The 18,544-nt window shown below is 37.2% G+C and carries 24 protein-coding genes; 4 read left to right on the top strand and 20 right to left on the bottom strand.

Annotation, left to right across the window (positions count from 1 at the left end; translation table 11 throughout):
* Positions 1–6: 6 nt before the first annotated feature.
* The 12 genes from JL53_RS04060 to JL53_RS04005 are packed head-to-tail and all read right to left on the bottom strand — an operon-like array spanning position 7 to position 10,174.
* Positions 7–834, bottom strand: coding sequence for a flagellar motor protein MotB (locus JL53_RS04060; protein ID WP_003718827.1), 828 nt, complete (start codon positions 832–834; stop codon positions 7–9).
* Positions 794–1,645 carry a flagellar motor stator protein MotA gene (gene motA, locus JL53_RS04055; RefSeq protein ID WP_003718826.1) on the bottom strand — a complete coding sequence of 284 codons (852 nt, stop codon included), beginning with the start codon at positions 1,643–1,645 and terminating at the stop codon, positions 794–796. The genes JL53_RS04060 and motA overlap by 41 nt, the downstream gene beginning before the upstream one ends.
* A 26-nt stretch (positions 1,646–1,671) precedes the next feature.
* Complete coding sequence (locus JL53_RS04050) at positions 1,672–2,007, bottom strand: DUF3964 family protein (RefSeq protein WP_003746065.1); 336 nt, start codon at positions 2,005–2,007, stop codon at positions 1,672–1,674.
* A 23-nt stretch (positions 2,008–2,030) separates the two neighbouring features.
* Positions 2,031–2,819, bottom strand: coding sequence for a CheR family methyltransferase (locus tag JL53_RS04045; protein WP_003718824.1), 789 nt, complete (start codon positions 2,817–2,819; stop codon positions 2,031–2,033).
* Positions 2,820–2,846: 27 nt separating this feature from the next.
* The gene (locus JL53_RS04040; protein WP_003718823.1) at positions 2,847–3,626 is read right to left on the bottom strand and encodes a flagellar basal-body rod protein FlgG; all 780 of its coding nucleotides are present in this window, start codon (positions 3,624–3,626) and stop codon (positions 2,847–2,849) included.
* Positions 3,623–4,846, bottom strand: a complete 1,224-nt coding sequence (gene flhF / locus JL53_RS04035) for a flagellar biosynthesis GTPase FlhF (protein ID WP_003718822.1) — start codon at positions 4,844–4,846, stop codon at positions 3,623–3,625. The genes JL53_RS04040 and flhF overlap by 4 nt, the downstream gene beginning before the upstream one ends.
* A gap of 21 nt (positions 4,847–4,867) precedes the next feature.
* Positions 4,868–6,943, bottom strand: coding sequence for a flagellar biosynthesis protein FlhA (locus JL53_RS04030; protein ID WP_038406844.1), 2,076 nt, complete (start codon positions 6,941–6,943; stop codon positions 4,868–4,870).
* Positions 6,944–6,989: 46 nt separating this feature from the next.
* On the bottom strand, positions 6,990–8,036 hold the full coding sequence (gene flhB, locus JL53_RS04025) for a flagellar type III secretion system protein FlhB (RefSeq protein ID WP_038406843.1): 1,047 nt from the start codon (positions 8,034–8,036) through the stop codon (positions 6,990–6,992).
* Positions 8,037–8,050: 14 nt separating this feature from the next.
* Positions 8,051–8,812: a flagellar biosynthetic protein FliR gene (locus tag JL53_RS04020; RefSeq protein ID WP_003751384.1), complete on the bottom strand. Its 762-nt coding sequence runs from the start codon at positions 8,810–8,812 to the stop codon at positions 8,051–8,053.
* Positions 8,813–8,814: 2 nt separating this feature from the next.
* Positions 8,815–9,087, bottom strand: coding sequence for a flagellar biosynthetic protein FliQ (locus JL53_RS04015; RefSeq protein ID WP_003718817.1), 273 nt, complete (start codon positions 9,085–9,087; stop codon positions 8,815–8,817).
* 12 nt (positions 9,088–9,099) lie between these two features.
* Positions 9,100–9,867, bottom strand: a complete 768-nt coding sequence (locus tag JL53_RS04010; protein ID WP_003718815.1) for a flagellar type III secretion system pore protein FliP — start codon at positions 9,865–9,867, stop codon at positions 9,100–9,102.
* Positions 9,860–10,174 carry a hypothetical protein gene (locus JL53_RS04005; RefSeq protein WP_003718814.1) on the bottom strand — a complete coding sequence of 105 codons (315 nt, stop codon included), beginning with the start codon at positions 10,172–10,174 and terminating at the stop codon, positions 9,860–9,862. Before JL53_RS04005 ends, JL53_RS04010 begins: the two co-directional genes overlap by 8 nt.
* A 371-nt stretch (positions 10,175–10,545) precedes the next feature.
* On the opposite strand from JL53_RS04005, the gene JL53_RS04000 reads away from it, so the two are divergent.
* Positions 10,546–11,466, top strand: a complete 921-nt coding sequence (locus tag JL53_RS04000; protein WP_038406842.1) for a DNA-binding domain-containing protein — start codon at positions 10,546–10,548, stop codon at positions 11,464–11,466.
* Positions 11,467–11,484: 18 nt separating this feature from the next.
* Positions 11,485–11,694 (top strand): lmo0673 family protein, encoded by a 210-nt coding sequence (locus JL53_RS03995; protein WP_003718813.1) that lies wholly within the window; start codon positions 11,485–11,487, stop codon positions 11,692–11,694.
* Positions 11,695–11,733: 39 nt separating this feature from the next.
* Here the strand turns inward: JL53_RS03995 and JL53_RS03990 are convergent, their stop codons facing one another.
* The 6 genes from JL53_RS03990 to JL53_RS03965 form a co-directional block, all read right to left on the bottom strand.
* Entirely contained in the window at positions 11,734–12,156 is a 423-nt protein-coding gene (locus JL53_RS03990; RefSeq protein ID WP_003718810.1) for a DUF805 domain-containing protein, read from the bottom strand.
* Positions 12,157–12,591: 435 nt separating this feature from the next.
* Complete coding sequence (locus JL53_RS03985) at positions 12,592–13,362, bottom strand: ABC transporter permease (RefSeq protein WP_038406841.1); 771 nt, start codon at positions 13,360–13,362, stop codon at positions 12,592–12,594.
* Positions 13,355–14,290 carry an ABC transporter ATP-binding protein gene (locus JL53_RS03980; protein ID WP_003718808.1) on the bottom strand — a complete coding sequence of 312 codons (936 nt, stop codon included), beginning with the start codon at positions 14,288–14,290 and terminating at the stop codon, positions 13,355–13,357. The genes JL53_RS03985 and JL53_RS03980 overlap by 8 nt, the downstream gene beginning before the upstream one ends.
* A gap of 126 nt (positions 14,291–14,416) precedes the next feature.
* Entirely contained in the window at positions 14,417–14,794 is a 378-nt protein-coding gene (locus JL53_RS03975) for a DUF423 domain-containing protein (protein ID WP_003718807.1), read from the bottom strand.
* 9 nt (positions 14,795–14,803) lie between these two features.
* Positions 14,804–15,067 carry a DUF5327 family protein gene (locus JL53_RS03970; protein WP_003718806.1) on the bottom strand — a complete coding sequence of 88 codons (264 nt, stop codon included), beginning with the start codon at positions 15,065–15,067 and terminating at the stop codon, positions 14,804–14,806.
* Positions 15,064–15,627 (bottom strand): maltose acetyltransferase domain-containing protein, encoded by a 564-nt coding sequence (locus JL53_RS03965; RefSeq protein ID WP_038406840.1) that lies wholly within the window; start codon positions 15,625–15,627, stop codon positions 15,064–15,066. The genes JL53_RS03970 and JL53_RS03965 overlap by 4 nt, the downstream gene beginning before the upstream one ends.
* Before the next feature lie 173 nt (positions 15,628–15,800).
* Between JL53_RS03965 and JL53_RS03960 the strand changes: the two genes are divergently transcribed.
* Positions 15,801–16,667 (top strand): Cof-type HAD-IIB family hydrolase, encoded by an 867-nt coding sequence (locus JL53_RS03960; RefSeq protein WP_038406839.1) that lies wholly within the window; start codon positions 15,801–15,803, stop codon positions 16,665–16,667.
* A gap of 24 nt (positions 16,668–16,691) precedes the next feature.
* Positions 16,692–17,507, top strand: coding sequence for a pyridoxine/pyridoxal/pyridoxamine kinase (pdxK, locus tag JL53_RS03955; RefSeq protein WP_038406838.1), 816 nt, complete (start codon positions 16,692–16,694; stop codon positions 17,505–17,507).
* 195 nt (positions 17,508–17,702) lie between these two features.
* On the opposite strand, the gene JL53_RS15635 is transcribed toward pdxK, so the two are convergent.
* Positions 17,703–17,855, bottom strand: coding sequence for a hypothetical protein (locus JL53_RS15635; RefSeq protein ID WP_003718802.1), 153 nt, complete (start codon positions 17,853–17,855; stop codon positions 17,703–17,705).
* Between the two features lie 23 nt (positions 17,856–17,878).
* Positions 17,879–18,154 (bottom strand): hypothetical protein, encoded by a 276-nt coding sequence (locus tag JL53_RS03950; RefSeq protein ID WP_003718801.1) that lies wholly within the window; start codon positions 18,152–18,154, stop codon positions 17,879–17,881.
* Positions 18,155–18,544 lie beyond the last annotated feature (390 nt).

The following is an 18,544-nucleotide window of genomic DNA, read 5'->3' as shown; positions in this document are numbered from 1 at the left end:
TTCACCTCATTTATCTTCGTCCAGTTTATCCGGGTTAATCGGACGAACCATGATTTCAACACGTCTGTTTTTTTCTCGATTGGTCGCGACATCATTTTTCGCAACTGGTTTAAATTCGCCGTATCCGCGCGCACTAAATTCGCCAGGGTTCACTTCATTATTTTCTTGGATTATCGCTTCCATAAAATTAACAGCCCGAGCTACACTTAGTTCCCAGTTGGAGGAATAGGTGGAAGTACTTATTGGCACATTATCCGTATGACCTGACACAATTCCTTCCATCGTTCCTTTACCTTGAGCAAATAAATCACCAATTTCTTTTGCAATTTCTCGTTTGCCTGCGGATAATTCTGCGCTACCAGATTGGAACAAGATATCATCACGGATAGTGATTAAAAGCCCCTCATCCGAATATTTCGTCGTCATTTTTGTTCCTAATTTTTCTGCTTGGATATAGCTATCAATTTGTTTTTTAAACGCTTCGATTTTTTCTTCATTTTGCTTTTTAAGTAAGGCAGCTGCTGCTTTTTTCGCTTTCTCTTCTTCATTTGCCTGCTTCTTCTTATCTTGCTCATCCATCGCCTTTAGTACTGCATTTACATTTGGATCATCCGGACCTTCTCCTTTTGATACATATGCTTGGTTGCCTGCCGCGCCTTCTTCTACAATCTTCTTAAAAGCATTTCCCATTTGTTCAAATTTTTTCGCATCAACTGAGCTAGAAGCAAACAGAACAATAAATAGAGCAAGTAAAAGTGTCAGCAAATCACTATATGGAATTAACCACGTCTCATCAACGTGTTCCTCCTGCGGTTTCTTGCGACGCTTGGCCACGCTCAAATTCCTCCACTTCTCTCGTTTTCTTCCCTTTTCCATTTCGCAGCACATCTTTCTCTTTTGGACTTAAAAAAGATAATAAACGTTCTTCCACAACACGTGGTGCATTTCTTTCTTGAAGCGCAACGACTCCCTCAATCATCATATAGCGCAAATGCACTTCTTTTTGCGATTTTACTTTTAGTTTGTTAGCAAACGGTGTCCAAAGTACGTAACCGGTGAAAATCCCGAAAATGGTACAAATAAATGCGGCGGCAATCGCTTCGCTTAATTTGTCTGGATTCGACATTTCTCCCATGGCGTGAATTAGCCCCATTGCAGCACCAAGCACCCCGAGCGTCGGTGCATAGGCTCCGGCAGATGCAAAAATCTTGGCGTATGCTGCGTGACGCTCTTCCATGCTAGAAACTTCTTCTTCAAGGACATCTCTTAAAAACTCTGGGGAAGATTGACCATCAACTACTAAGCGCATGCCTCGTTTCATAAATGGGTCTTCCATTTCATCAACAGAGTCTTCTAAAGCTAACACACCACTACGTCTTATTTCATCAGCATATTCTTTGTACTGAATTAATACGTCTACTTTGTCTGGGCCTCGTTCTTTCGTGAATAGAATTTTAAAAAGTTTTGGTACAACTTTTACATCACTCCATGGGTGCGCCATCATTACCGCTGTAATCGTTCCAAGTATAATAACAATTAAAGCTTCTGCGCTAAACAGCATTGCAAGTGATATATTTTGAATCATAAATGAACCTGCGATGACAATTACTGCTAAAACAAGTCCAACAATTGTTGTTATTTCCACGTTACCTCATCTCCCACCTACTTTTTTCAGCGAACTAATTCTACTTCATTTAACCAAAAAGCAACTAGTTCATTTTCCATTTCTGGTAAATGAACGAAAAACGCTTTTGCATCCGCTTCACTGGCAAATGCCTGCGACCGGTAAACACTTTCTTCCACACCTTTTAAAGCCAGGAAATAAAATGATTCTAATCGACCTAAGATGACTTCTTTTTCGCCGATTTGATAAGCGACTGTTTGTCTAATCTCAAATTCATTTGGTAAGAAAATTTGTTCTTGCTTTTCAAGTGCCAAAATTTGCTCGGCAAGTCCAGGCTTATCCTCGAAAAACGCTAAATTTTTAATATTTTCCATTCGTCCCATCTAACCAACTCCATTTCTTTTTGCTATGTTTTTATGTAAAAAAAGTTATTTAACGTTGCCAGCCCATATTCAGCTGGATTAAGAATTTGCTCTGAACCGCCAATGAATAACACGCCACCACGCCTCAATGAATCTGCAAATTTCTGATACGCTTGATGCTTCCCTTCCGCCGTAAAGTAAATTAGTACATTCCGACAGACAATCAAATCAAAGCCTTTTTCATAGTAATCCGTTAATAAATCATGACGTCTGAACCGAATCGACCTTCGATATTTTGGTAAAATTTGGTATGTATTATCGTTTTGGATAAACGCATTTTGTCGTTCTTGTTCGTTTAATTCTTCCATTTGGCGACTTTGATATTCACCAATCACCGCTCGTTTTAAAATCGCTGGTTCAAGATCTGTTGCTAAAATATCATAATTCCTCGCCCCAACCGATCGCTCTAACATCATAGCTAAGGAATAAGGCTCCTCGCCCGACGAACAAGCCGCACTCCAAACCCGAAGTTTTCCGCGACTATTTTCAAGCAACTGCGGAATCACTGACTTTTCTAATGCATCCCAACGATTTCGATTCCGGAAAAACGACGAAACATTAATCGTAATCAAACTAATAAACTCATCTAAAAGTAGTGTGTCTTTTTTCAAATGCTTAAAAAATTCCCCAAAAGTACCATATTTCTTTTTTACAATGAATGACAGAATCCGCCGTTTCATTTGTGTTTCTTTATAAAGCGTAAGATCTAAACCTAAATCCCTTTTGACGACACGAGTAAAGTAAAGATAATCCTTTTCCAAATCTGGAATCATTCTTTTTCCTCCCTCTTAGCTAGGCCGTTACTGACGAATTAATCCGCTCGATTCTTTGTCATAAACCTTATCAAACATATTCACAATATTTTTCGAAGCTTGCACCATTCGCTGGTTATCCATCAGTTGCACCATTTCTACACCTAAATCGACATTAGACGTTTCGAGTACACCGTTTTGGATAATCCCTTGTCCAGCTGGTAAGTTCATTGTGTTTGTTCCGTTTACATGCAGTCGTCCTTCCCCATCTTTTGCTAAATTATCTACTTGGTCAGCGGATACAAATCTTGTTCCTAAGCGACCGAGATAGGCATTTGTTTCAGCATTGTATAAAGCTCCATTTGCTTCAGCTCGGATAGATGTTTTCACACCAACTTGAACCGCCTCTCCTGTTGCACTTAAAAGGTTAGCTCCATCAGCTGTTCGCAAAAAGCCGAATTGATCTGAGTGGAACTGTCCACCTCTAGAAAGTGAAATCTCGCCATTTTTCGCAGTGATGAAAAAATTACTACCTTGTTCTGGGTTTGCGTCTTGCATGAAGAAATCTCGATCTCGGTTAGTAATATAGCTTGACCCAGCTGTTAAATTGATATGTGTTGCGGCAGGGCGAACCCCGTAATCAATCGTTCCTACTTGCTTAGCGACTGGGTTGTTTTGATAATTGACTTTGTTTTTTGAAATAACTTCACTTGTTAACTGGTCGAATTTAAAACCAGGCGTTTGTGCATTTGCCACATTATTTGAATGGACTTGAATATGTTGCATATAGTTCATCATCCCAGCTGCACCAATGTATAAACCTTTCATTCCAACACCTGCCTCCTATCTGCGCCAACAAACCGCTCCGCTAACCAACGACTTTTTGGTCTAAAAATGTTCTCCGTAATGTTTTGCCCATCTGTCATATATAACACCGGTAAGTTCGTTTCCTGCATCACCGTGTATAAATCACCAATTCTCGTTGTTTCATCCATTTTGGTAATAATAAAACCATCCATCGGAATTTCCGCTAACTTCGGTAAAATCGACATCACATCGGCACTTTTCATACCTGATGAAAAAGTAAAGCAAGTTAAGTCAGGATGAACCACATTTGTATAGGCCGCGATTTCATTTACCGATTCCTCTGCTAAATAATTTCTCCCCACAGTGTCAATCAAAATATGATCTACACCACTTACATACGTCATGTATTGTACTGCTTCTTCTAGTTCGGCTGGGCTTGTCGCAACAATGAGTTCCACATCAAGTTTATCCGCATAACCTTGGAACTGCTCTACCGCCCCTGATCTGAAAGTATCTGTTGTAATAAAACCAACTGTCCGATTTTGTTTCAAAAGTTGCCAACCTAGTTTTACGAGCGTAGTTGTTTTCCCAACCCCAGTTTGTCCAATTAAAGAAATAATCCGGTGGTTGCTTAAATCAAACATGTCTTCAAGCGCCAATTTGCCCGATAAATACGGTACAAACCAATCCGTAATATCATCTAAATGGGCTGATTCCACTTGTTTGAACTGCTTTCTTCCCGCTTGCATAAAATCTGCAACATACGTATCGCTTATGCCCCGACTCTTTAAAAATTTCACGAAATCACTATTTTGTTCACGTTCTTCGCGCATCTTCACAGCCAGTTCGCGGTTTAATGCTGCTAATTCTTGTCGCATTGCTGAAAGTTCTTCTTCCTGTGTTTTCCGTTCTTCCAAAAGCGGCGTTGAAGTCGCAAGTTCTGCTCCTGAAGCCAGCATTTCTAATAATTTTTCCTTTTTGAGTAAATCATCTGTTTTCGGACGATTTTTCACTACTGATTTTGCAAATGTTTCTTGAAAATCCATTCGTCCATCCGCGATTGCTACTTCACTCATAATGACCGCTGTCACTTCATATTGCTTCTTAAACATACCAAGTTTTGTGACCCGTTCATCCGTAATCCTATAAGGTTCATTCGTTACTAAGCGAATCTTTTTATGAATTTCCCGCTTAGAATTCGCTTTAAAAATTTCCATCTTTTCGACTAAATGTTTTCCCATTTCTACGGATTACCTCCTTCATCAAGTTGGTTCAATAAGCGCAATTTGTTCCACTTCTGTTTCTGGCGAGAGTTCACTAATGGCTAGAACTGGCACGTCTAATTGGTACCGTTCTAAAACACGTACAAAGCCAAAACGGAAATCTTTCCGCCTCGTTAAAATGACTGGTTCGCGCCCTGTCAGTTGTGCTTTATTCACTGTGTCGCGCACCTTTTGAATAATCGGCAATTCCTTATCCAGCGCCCAGTTCAGTGCATATCCATAGTATGGCGTGTTAACAATTTCGGTATCCATTTCGATAGAATCCTGTAATAGCAAAGCGTATATTTTTCCATCTTGATTTTTCGCCTGCTCACAGATGACTTTCGAAATCCGTTCTCTGACAAAAGCAGTAATTCCGTCCAGATCATTCGGATAAATCGTTTGCCCGTCAATAATACCTTCGACAATCGTTGGCAAATCGCGGACTGAAATCCCTTCTTTAAGCAATTGTCTTAACACACCTTGAATCAGTGAGTAATCTATTTCTTTTTTCTTAATTTCATCAATTAAAATTTGATTTTCGTCTGCCAAGCTATCAATTAAGTCTTTAATTTGTTGTCGCATCAAAAGTTCGTGTAAGTTTTTCCGTAAGACAACATCCAAATGGGTGATTAAAATACTCAATGGTTCAAGCACCTGATAATTTTTCATTTGCGCATCTTCTAATTCACCTGGCAAAATCCAGTAACCATCTTCCCCAAAAATCGGGTCCTTGGTTGGTTCAGCATCAAGATCAATCATCACTCCCGGTGTTTTAAGCGCTAGTAAATGCCCCGCTTTCAAAACGCCACTTGCAACAGCAACACCTTTAACTTTAATTTCATATTTGCCACGTGGTTGAAAACTGGTGTTATCTTTGAAGTTAATCCCCGGAACGCCGATTCCTAAGTCTTGTAGGATTGATTTACGCATTAACACCACTTTGTCTTTGGCAGTTTCGCCGTTCATTTTTTGTTTGACTAATGCCGCAATATTAAGACCTAACTCCACAACAACTGGAAATTTCTCGCGTGCAGCACCAAAGGCTTGGTTATGTTCTGCCTCTGCTGAATTGTTTTCCGACTGAATTAGTTCCATTTCTTTCGCTAAATCTAGCTGTTCTTTTTTCTTGATATTAAATTGCGTCCGGTAGCCAATCACTCCAAGCACAACACCAATCCCAACAAAAGGAATCGCTGGCAGTGGACTAAACACGCCCATTAAAATAAACATCCCAGCAAGTGTATACACAACCACGGAATTTTGCATCAGTTCTTTAAAAATACCAACCGCAACGTTATCATCAGAGCCATCAAATACCCGGGTAACGATGACACCAGCTGACATCGCCATGAGTAGCGAGCCAATCTGACTAACAATCCCATCACCAATTGTAAGCTCGGTATACTTAACCGCCGCCTCCCCGAACGAAAGGCCACCTTGGACCATTCCGACAATTAAGCCAAAAACGATATTAACGACTGCCAACAGAACCGTAAAGAGAACATCACCCTTAACAAATTTCCCAGCCCCGTCCATCGCACCGTAAAATTCCGTCTCCATATTCAAGTAAGCCCGTTTTTCTTTCGCTTCTGGTTCAGTAATCAGCCGCTGATTCAAGTCCGCGTCAATCGCCATTTGTTTCCCAGGCAATGCGTCTAATGTAAACCTTGCAGCTACTTCCGCCGTTCGCGAGGAACCATTTGCTACGATAAATTGAAAGACAATTAAAATGATAAAGATAACAATCCCGACAACAAAATTACTACCAATAACAAAGTTCCCGAATTGCTTAATCACTTGTCCCGGGTCTCCTGTAGTTAAAATCGCCCGTGTTGTTGAAATATTAATCGAAACTCGAAAAATTCCCATTAACAGTAGCAAAGATGGAAATGACTTTAATTCATTCCAATCTTTAATCGAAGTCGCACGCATGTATACTAACACTGAAAATGCTAGTATCGTTACCAACACTAAATCCAACACAAATGGAGGTAGCGGCACAATCAGCGCAATGACAAATGAAACTGCAATCAAGATAGCAAAATATTTTTTTATTGCCCCTAAACTCCCCATTTTGAAACCCGCCTTTTCTAATTTTAGAAAGGTCGCTCATATGTTGTTAGAACTGGATTTTGTCTGCGTCCATCAATTCTTTCATTACTTCAATCACATCTTTATATAAATCTTCTTGTATGTATTCATCTGGATTCGTCGTGTAATAAATACTCCGAGCCAGCTGTCTGTTCGTAATCATCGGTACTTCGTCTGTTTCTGCCACTTGGCGAATAAAAAGCGCTAATTCATCTTCTCCTTTTGCAAGAAGTTTTGGTGCATGATCTTTCGCTTTGTCATAACGCATGACAACAGATATATGCGTCGGGTTATTAACAACAAACGTCGCATCCGCCATTTTCTTCGTAATCGAACCTTGCAAAAGTCCTCTGGCAATACTTCTTTGGCGCTGTTTCACTTCCGGGCGTCCCTCAGAATCTTTCATTTCGTCTTTAATTTCTTGCTTTGACATCCGTAGCCCTTTTTTATAATCGTATCGCTGGTAAAAAAAGTCGAGCAAGCCAATTACCGCAATAACTAAAAATAATGCTAAAAATTCATTTTTAAATAAAGAAAAAATTTGTTTGAGCGAATAAAGCCAATTTTGCCCGGTGTAACTAATTAGCGTTTGGAGGTGATCCCGGAAACCGATATACGCAACATATGACAGAAGCGTGATCAACAACAACGCCTTCACGACTTCCACAATACCTTTAACACTAAAAACCCGTTTAAAATAATTTGCTGGATTTAAGCGTTTAAATTGTGGTTTTACCGCCTTTGCTGAGAATAAAATCCCGACTTGCACCCCGTAATTCATTAAGCCAAAAATCACTACCATTATCATGACAGGAAGAAGTACTTTGCCAAACTCCATTATGTAAAATAAACTATAGCTTTCAATACTAGCAAGATTTGGTGGCTGTTTCAAAAGAGCAACAAAACCTTGGATGGTGTTTTTAATAAACATCTCGCCAAAGAAATAAAGAAGTCCTGCTACAATCAGCAATGAAAAAGCATTATTAAGTTCTTTACTTTTCGCCACATTACCTTCGTTTCTAGCTTTCTTAATGCGGCGCGGCGTTGCTTTTTCCGTTTTATTATCTTTCGCCAAGCTTCATTTCCTCCCTATTTTTTCAGTAAATAATCAAAAAACGACACATATTGCTGAATCATCTCATCTGTCAAATTTTTAAAAACTGTACTCAAGATAGGAACCGCGCACGCTAATATGAAAATCCCAAAGGTAATTTTTATAATAAATGCATTCATAAAAATATTAATTTGCGGCGCACTCTTGGAAATAAAAGCGAGAATAATATTGACGATAAAAATACTGCCCATAATCGGAAGCGCAATCGACACAGCCGAGGCAAGCGCAAAACCAAGCGTCCCGAGAAATAAATCAATAAAACCTTTTTCAAATAAAATCGAAACCGAAGCAGTAAATTCAAACGATTTCATTAAGTAAAAAATCAAGTAATCAAGTCCCTGCAAAGATAGAAAAATAACTACAAAAAACGTATCTAAAATCGCTGCTGTAATCGAATTTTGTGTCCCGTACGAAGGGTCTATTAAGTTTACCTGTGAAAATCCTAAATCATAATCAATCATAAAACCAGCCATTTTAGGAATGACGGCAATAATTTCCACTAATTTTGCAAGTGCGAGACCAAACACGACTTCTGACGTTACTCGTAAAAGCAAATCAGGCAATGTCGTAATCCCAGAAACATCGACTACCGTTGCCACTGGAATCGAAATCGCCATTCCGAATATCACTTTGACACTGTTCGGAATATGACGCCCTTTTAACAGCGGAAAGAAGAATAAAAAACTAGCAATACGGCAAAAAACAATTACTACAGCAAGAAAAAATTCAAACTCCATGTTTACACCCTAATCATCAGGGGTAATTTGGAAAAGATTCCTACAAACAAATCCGTCATGTGTTCAAACATCCACGGTCCAAGAATAAAGAGCGCCACTACAAAAGCAATAATCTTCGGTAAAAACGTCAGCGATTGGTCTTGAATTTGCATCATTGCCATCAAAATCGCTACCACAATCACCACTACGATACAAATAAGCGACACCGGCAAAATAAGCGCCAGCCCACTATAGAAAAAATCTTGAAAAATTTGTGTAATCGGCGTTAAGTTCATTTTGCTACTCCCTTAAAAGTTGATTGTTTGAAAGATCATGTTGGTAATTAACCCATATCCACCAATGAAAATAAAGACTAGAATCTTAAATGGCAAACTAATCGTCATCGGTGGAACCATCATCATACCCAGATACATAAGTAAAGTACTAACGATCAAATCTATAAAAATAAACGCCAAGTAAATAAACATTCCAGTTAAAAATCCTTGGGTAATCTGTGTCAAAATAAAAGCCGGCATAAGCGCCATAAGCGGTGCATCTTCTTTTTTTGTTACCGGTTTTTCTCCTTCTGCTTTTAACATCATGTTGATATCATGCTTATATGTATTTTCAGCCACATACTTTGTCAGGAGCGGTTTTGTTTCATCCCAAACTTTCGATGCACTCCATTCTTCTGTTTGTGATGGTTTATACACATCGTCATACCATGCCGTAATCAAAGGTTGCATCATAAACAAAGATAGGAAAAGTGCAAGACCAACAAGTACCTGATTAGGTGGCAAATTCGTCGCTCCAAGCCCCTGTCTCGTTAATCCAAGAACGATAATACAATACGTAAAATGTGTGAACATTAATACAATCGAAGCAGACAAAGAGAGCACTGTCACTAAAACAAATAGGGCAACACTAGAATTAACCCCATCTGTTCCATTTACACCCAGCGAGTCCAGCCAACTTTCAGCATGAACACTCGTACCTGGCCAAAAGAAAATCAAAGAAAATACAAAAATAGCAACAAAGGATACTTGAAATACTCGTTTAGAAGCTATTTTACGCATTTTCTTTCGTCTCCTCTTTCAAAAGTAATTCTCGGAAAAGTGACTCATCTTGGACATTATTTCCTTTTAGTGACACCGTTCTAATATCATTATTTGAAATAATCGTCAGCACTTTCTCTCCGTCCACTTCTAAAAGAACTGCGCGTAACTGATGAGAGATGAGAAGCGTATCTTCCAACTTTATAAGGTCATTTTCGCTTTTTCTAGTTCGAGCCGCTTGTTTGTTTTTCTTTACTAAAAAGTAAGAAATACCTGCAAGCACAGCTAATAGTGCAACAATTTTAAAAAGTGATAAAAAATATTCCATTCAAGTAAGGTAAATTCACCTTTCACTCCCTTCATCAGATTACAAAAATAAATCATTTTTTCAAAATATATATCAATAAAGTATTTTTTGTAACTGCAATATAAAATTTTACACCAAATCTAAAAAAAATCTATACTTTTTTTAAAAAATGAAAAGTTGGTAAAAATTAAAAAAACAGCCATAGTAATAGCTGTATCAAAGGAAAGCTTCTCATTATTTGATTAATATTTTTTTATTTAACACAAAAAAAGGTTCTTCATACCCACTCCTTTTGACCCATTTGCGTTCCCTTTACACAACTAACATATATTGTTATTATAAAAATAAACAGAAAATCAATAATACTATAGGATAGAGAGGTATGTGATTGTATGCCTAAATCAGAAATAAGAAAATTACTTCAAGAAATAAAAAAACAAGTAGATAATCCGGGGAATTCATCTACTACCGACATTAAAAAAATGGCGTCAGAGTCTGGTATTGACGAACAAACATCCGAAGAAATCTTCCATTTACTCACTGATTTTTATCAAGCCGTTGAAGAACATGGTGGAATCGAGAAATATATGCACTCCAACATTAGTTGGTTAAAAATTGAATTAGAACTACTTTCCGCCTGTTACCAAATTGCTATTTTGGAAGATATGAAAGTACTTGATATCTCTGAAATGCTAAGTTTAAACGATTTGCGGATCTTTCCAAAAACACCGAGCCAGCTACAAAATACCTACTACAAACTAAAAAAAGAATTGATTCAAGTAGAAGATATTCCCAAAAATAAGCCGGGTAGAAAAAGAAAAACGCAAAAAAGCAGCCAAAAAGAAAAAACAAATATTTTCGGAAAAGTTGTTTCTTCGGAATATAAACCACCAACATCTATCAAAGAACAAATCAATTATGACAAAACACGCGAAAAAAACTTGGTAGATTTATTATCCGGCGTTAAGAGCAATGTGCAACTTTTAGGCGAAAACCAAGGCGAAGAAAATAATGTCTATGACTTGCTGAAAAGCATTTATTCGCTTTCATCTCTTGCTGTGCAAAAAGAAGAACTCGACCGTAAATATCAAGATTTACAAACAAAATACCAAGAGCTTGAACAAGAGAACTCTTATTTAAAGCAGCAAAACGAAACAATGACTGAATCTTTCCACACACTTGTCATGCAAGTAGCTGACTTTGCATATGCGAATGATTTAGACCAAATCCAAGCATTACCACTTTTCAGCCAGCAACTTGTTGTGACGCTTAATCAACTCGGTATTTTTAAGGAAAACTATAAACAAATGTAATTCAGAGAGGATGGTACGATGTATATCGAAATTTATACCGCAAACGGAGAATCGATTCGTCTTGATGACGACGCAAAAATCAACAACATCAGCATCCACGAATTATCAAAAGCTGACTTAAAAAACCTATTTAACGAAAAATGTATTGAATTAACAAAATATGACTTAACTTATTTTATTAATACAAGCCAAGTTAATTGGTTTCTCGTAAGCGAAGGAATCCATTAAAAAAACGAGCTAGGATCAAATTCCTAGCTCGTTTTCTATTTAAATATCAAATTGACTATTATCATCACCATATTGGTTTGGTCCGTCACTTTCAAGGCACATAAATACTAAAATAATAATTCCCCCAACAAATGGAATTAAGTCAAGAAATGCAAAAAAACCACTTTTCCCTGAATCATGTAAACGCCGAACAGTAATGCTGATTGTTGGAATTAAAACCGCAAGTAGATACAGCCACAAAATAATTAAAATAAATAGTGCGCCACCACCGCCAACCATACCAGTGCCGCCCATACTACCTTCCATCAATGCGGAAATACCAAAAATAATTGCTAAAATGTAAAGAATCCCAATAATAATTGCATTCCAAAGTACTACATACCAATACGCCGAACGAGATGCACGACCACTAAAATTGACATAATTCTTCCAAAATGACTTATAAGCTTCTAAAAATCCCATGTTTCCTCCTATGTATATAAAAAATTTGTTGTTCCTCTAAGAATATACGCAGCCACCTCATTATACAAGGTCATAACAAAAAGATTCATAAAATAGACACATTTCTATTTTATTTACCAAAACGAATCTTTAGTCGCATTACTTTCGACTCTTTTATAATGAAATTTACTCTATATTATTGATAGGAAAACCATTAATACATGAAAAATTCACAAAAAAATACCCCTAGCAGCAGTGAAACAACCACTAAAAGTATAAAAGGGAGTTTAAGGTAAGTAAAGACAATCCATACAAAAAAGGGAGAAAAAGTAATGGTATTGTCATTGCTTATGTCTATATAATACCCGTATCTATCAGCGCAAACCCTTTTTTTGTATTAAAATTAGATGACGAATTTAACTAAAATGAAACAGAAATGGATAAGCTTTCCTCGGATTAGCTTCTTAAGCCTCTGCCCTTACTAATTAAGTACCAACAAATCGCATAAAGTACGACGATAAATAGCACTAGAACCAACATCGAGACCATAATTGGTACATCGGTCACACCAAGGAAACCGTACCGGAAACCAGAAATCATATAAACAATCGGATTTACTTTCGAAACGGCTTGCCAAATTGGCGGAAGCATCGAGATAGCGTAGAACACACCACCAAGGTATGTTAATGGCTGTAAAACAAATGTTGGAACAATAGAGACATCATCATAAGACTTAGCGAAAATCCCATTGAGAAGGCCTGCAAGCGAGAATACAATCGCAGTCATCAAAAAGGTGATAATCCCGATAGACCACGAATAAACATGAAGTGGCACAAAAAATAAAGAAATAATAGTAACCAGAGAACCTACTAAAATACTTCGACCAATCCCACCGATAAGAAAACCCCAAATAATAATATGAGTTGGCACTGGCGCAACCAGAATCTCTTCAATATTTTTCTGGAATTTTTGCGAGAAAAAAGAAGAAGATACATTGGCATAAGAGCTCGTAATAACAGACATCATAATTAGTCCGGGTACGATATACTCCATATAAGAAAAACCACCCATATCCCCAATACGACTTCCAATCATTTTCCCAAAGATAATGAAATAAAGAGAGGTCGTAATAACTGGTGGTACTAATGTTTGTACCCAAATCCGCATATAACGATTCGTTTCTTTCGCTGCTAAACTTTTTAAAGCTGTAAAATATAGATTAAACATGTTTTTCCCCCACTTGATGTTTTTCATCGGTAATTTTCAAAAATAGTTCTTCCAATCGATTGGACTTATTACGCATAGAAAGCACTTTAATACCATGAGCACTCAATTGTTCAAAGATGTGATTCACGCCTTGATTACGTTCAACTTCAACAGATAAGGTTTGTTTATCTTCAAAAACATACTGATATCCAGAAATTTCGAATGCTTGATCATATGGCTCTAAATCAAAAATAAATGTCTCAAATTGTAATTTCGCAAGTAATGATTTCATGCTCGTGTTTTCAATCAACTCTCCTGATTGAATAATTCCGATATTTCGGCAAAGCATTTCCGCTTCCTCTAAGTAGTGTGTAGTTAAAATAATCGTTGTGCCGCTCTCATTTAGCTCCCTTAAAAACGTCCACATTTCGCGTCTAAGCTCAATATCCACCCCAGCAGTCGGTTCATCTAAAATCAGCAACCGCGGTTCATGCATCAATGCGCGCGCAATCATCAGGCGTCTTTTCATTCCTCCTGAAAGCATTCTAGCCCGTTCATGACGCTTTTCCCATAAATTCGATTGTTTTAAATATTTTTCGCTACGTTTAAACGCTTCTTTACGGGAAACACCATAATAGCCCGCTTGGTTAACGACAATTTGTTGAACCGTTTCAAATGGATTAAAATTGAATTCTTGTGGCACAAGACCAATTTGCTGTTTCGCGCGGACAATATCTGTATCCAGGTCATAACCAAATACTTTTACTTTTCCAGATGTTTTATTGACTAACGAGGTGATAATGCCGATTGTAGTCGATTTCCCAGCACCATTAGGACCTAGAAGTGCATAAAAATCCCCTTCTTCCACAGTCAAATCCACCCCACGAAGAGCTTCCACCCCAGTCGAATATATTTTTCGTAATCCTGTTATTTCAAGTGCATATGTCATGTAATTGCTGTCTCCCTTATCAAATATGATTCCTCTATTTTAGCACTTATTTGCCAATAATAAAAAATAATCGTCTTTATGCTCGAATAACAGCACAAAGACGATTATCTTAAAGTTAATTTTTGCCTAATAAAACTTTGTCGACCTTCTCGATACGCCCATAATCAGCAAGAACCATCCGGCGACAAAACAAACTCCTCCGATTGGCGTAATGGCACCTAACACAGCCACTTTTGAAATACTTAAGACATATAAACTTCCGGAAAAAAACACAATTCCAACCGAAAATAAAATCACTGCCCACGTATATAGTCTACTAGTTTGTTTTTCCATTAGTAAGCCGACGATTAAAATTCCAACTGCGTGAAACATTTGATACTGAACACCGGTTTCCCAAGTACTTGCATAACTTCCAAGCATTTCTTTTAAAGCATGTGCTCCGAAAGCTCCAAGTAGAACTGCTAGCCCAGCAAAAATGGCTCCAGTAATAATTGTTTTTTTCATAATAGCCCCCTAAAAATCAAGCAATGAATCTCCATTTGCTCCATCTTCTAACTCGATTTTCTTTCCGTCCATGTTGACGATTTGCGCAGGTTCTGATTTTGGAATTGCACTTGGTCCCACTTCCAAACCTGTTTCATCACCAGTTTTCGCAAGTTGGACAAGTAACATCAAACCATGCAAATGCTTATCTTGACTCGCCTTTGTCGTTGCCGCTCTTGCTTTTGCTAACTCACTTTCCATTTGTTCAAAAATCTTTGCATCTGAAATAATCATTTATCCTTAACCTCAATAGTTTTAATTACTCGCGCTGGATTTCCCGCTAAAACAACATTATCCGGGAAACTTTTCGTTACAACTGCGCCAGAGGCAACTACTACATTATTCCCAAGCGTTACACCAGGATTGATAATCGCACGTCCACCAATCCAAACATTATCACCAATCACGACTGGTTTTCCTAATTCCTGACCGCTATTTCGTTCAACTGGATCAAGTGGATGTGTAGCCGTGTAAATATGAACACCAGGCGCCATCATGCAATTTTCACCAATATGTACCTCGCAAACATCTAAAATAACACAATCAAAATTAGCATAAAAATTTTCACCAACATAAATATTAGAACCATAATCTACTCGAAAAGCAGGTTCCACATAAACGTTCTCTTTTGTACCACCAAATAGACGTTTCAGCACGCTTTGACGGGAATCAGCATCCATCGTATCATTTATTTCCCGACAGAACTTCCGCGCACGACTTCTACCGTGTACAAGCTCTCTGTCGCTTGGATCGTACATTTCTCCTGCAATCATCTTTTCTAGTTCTGAACTCATCCTGCCACATCCAATCCACGTTTTATTCTTATCTATTATAACCAAATGACAGAAAGAAATATAGTAAAGTAATCAGACTGCAAAGAAAACTACTCGCAGCTACCTTTTGTGCATTTTTCTTTAAAAAATGCTATTCTAATTAAGTAGGTAAAATTGGGGAGGAATTAAATATTATGATTAAAGTTATTGCTTCAGATATGGATGGCACACTACTTAACTCTGATATCGAGATTGCACAAGAAAACGTCGAGGCAATCGAAAAAGCTCGTACAAAAGGGATTCATTTTGTCCTATGTACTGGACGGATGTATGACGATGCGATGGGATTAATTAATAAAGCAAATTTATACGCACCAGCTATTTGTATGAATGGTGCGGAAATTCGTGATGAACACGGCAAAATCGTTTTACAACATCCAATTGACAGAGACTTAGCACGAGATACGTATAATACACTATCTGACCTTGGCATGTATACAGAGTTTTTCACAGATATGGGACCAATTACAACCGACAAAGCACGCGGCAAAGAATTTATGATAAAAATGCATCAGCGCATCCACCCAGATATTCCTGTAACAGAAATCACCGAAAAAGTAGAAGAACGTTTTGAATCCAAAGACGTTCACGAAATTCCTGATGTAGAACGAATTTTAGCCAATAAAGAACTAACTATCCTAAAATTCATTTCCTTCTCATCTGACAAAGAAGTCCTTGCAAAAGCTAAGGCAAAACTGGAAAAAGAAAATGAGCTCTCTGTTACTTCTTCGTTTTCCGACAATATTGAAATTACCCACCGTGAAGCACAAAAAGGAATTTCCTTACAATATTATGTAGAAAAATTAGGCATAACGCTTGATGAAACTTTTGCAATTGGAGATAATATGAATGACATTTCAATGCTCAAAATGGCTGGTTACAGTGTCGCAATGGGAAATGCCGAAGAAGAAGTAAAAGATTTAGCAGAACACGTTACCTCAACCAACGATGAACACGGGGTTGCAGCTGCCATCTATAAAATGCTTGAAACAAATGACTAAAGTTTATTTTTAGGAGGAAAAATCATGACAATCAAAAAAACATTAACTATTGCAGGCTCTGATTCTAGCGGTGGTGCTGGATTACAAGCAGATTTAAAAACTTTTGAAGAATATGGTACTTATGGTTTTAGCGCAATTACAACAATCGTAACAATGGATCCAGACAACAATTGGGCGCATGGCGTTACTCCAATTGATGCAGGTCTTGTACGTGAACAACTGAAAACAATCCTTTCTGGCGGCCCGGTTGATGCAATGAAAACAGGTATGCTTGGCTCGATCGACATCATCAAAGCTACTCGTGAAGCGATTGATAAATATGATTTAAAAAATGTCGTTATTGATCCCGTAATGGTTTGTAAAGGCGAAGATGAATTAATCCAACCTGAAAACGCGGAAGCTATCCGTGACTTGTTACTTCCAAAAGCAACTATTACGACACCAAACCTGTTCGAAGCTGGTCAATTATCTGGTCTTGGCAAATTAACAACTTTAGACGACATGAAATCAGCTGCGAAAAAAATCATCGAACTCGGCGCTAAATACGTTGTTATTAAAGGCGGAAAAGCACTAGAAAGCGACAAAGCCATCGACTTACTTTATGATGGAAAAGATTTCACTGTTTATGAAGTTGAAAAAATTTCTCCAAGTCATAATCACGGCGCTGGTTGTACTTTCGCAGCCGCAATTACAGCTGGACTTGCGAAAGGCTTAACAGTAGAAGAAGCAGTTGCTAAAGCGAAAGATTTCGTTACAGCTGCTATCAAAGGCGGATTTGCTTTAAATGAATTCATCGGACCTGTTTGGCATGGTGCTTATAATAAAGCGGAGAATAGATAAGATATTGAAAAAAAGAGCGGACAAATTTGTCTGCTCTTTTTACTAGCTTGGAAAGACATATTGCAATTCACACAGAAATACGTTCTTATTTGCGGCGCGTCTTTTTTCTCATTTTTGATACTAAAAGGTTAATTATTACTATTTGCGAACGTATATTCATGCATAAAAGTAAATACATTAATTTTTTGTACTTCTTTATTTATTTTTTACAAGCGGGATGATTGCGAGTGCATAACAAATAGTTCCAACAACCAATACAAATATATTGAAATTATCAAATATAATTCCCGTTACAATAAATAGCACGATATACAATAGTATACTTGCAATCAATTTTTTATAATTCAACAGCTTTACTTCCTCTCCTATTTTTACTTTCTAACTTTTTGATAGCTTGTATTTACTGGCCCCTTCCATTTAGTTTTGCTATTTGAAAACTCATCTATTACTTTATAATAATAATAGTTCTTGTCAGATTTTTTATAGATTGTTTGCTTCATATAATTATAATTTTTAAAACTATTACTTAATATTGTTCCAACCATTGCTTTTGCAACTACACCTCCAAAGGATACTTTAGCTAATCCTCCAGCTAATAAAGCACATACACATTTCTTTGCTTGCTTTTGTATTGTCTCTGTTGCCATTTGACATTCGCTCCCTTTTTGTGTTTTTTAGAACAATTATAATATAATCACTGGATGTATAACCAAAAATGTAATGAAATGTCCGATTCTTGTCATGAACAACAAAATTCAGCTTAAATTATGGTTTTTTTCAACTCATTTTGAATATTTCACAGAAATAATTGTGAAAATAATCACCATTTGTGTTATTATGCACGAATTTATACACTTTTCGAAAAAACGTCACAAAGTATACAAACATAAACAACATTAATGTTAAATATTTCTCTTTTATTTCATTGAAATACATTTTCCAATGTATATTATCTTATGTTTATTCATTTGAAAGTTTAAAATTACTATAAATCTTTTAACTTTTACATTCCATTTTACCCAGTATTTTCTAACTAA

The sequence above is a fragment of the Listeria ivanovii subsp. londoniensis genome (genome assembly GCF_000763495.1).
Taxonomy (GTDB): domain Bacteria; phylum Bacillota; class Bacilli; order Lactobacillales; family Listeriaceae; genus Listeria; species Listeria londoniensis.
The sequence above is the reverse complement of the archived record's forward strand: the minus strand, read 5'-3'. Positions and strand labels throughout refer to the sequence as shown.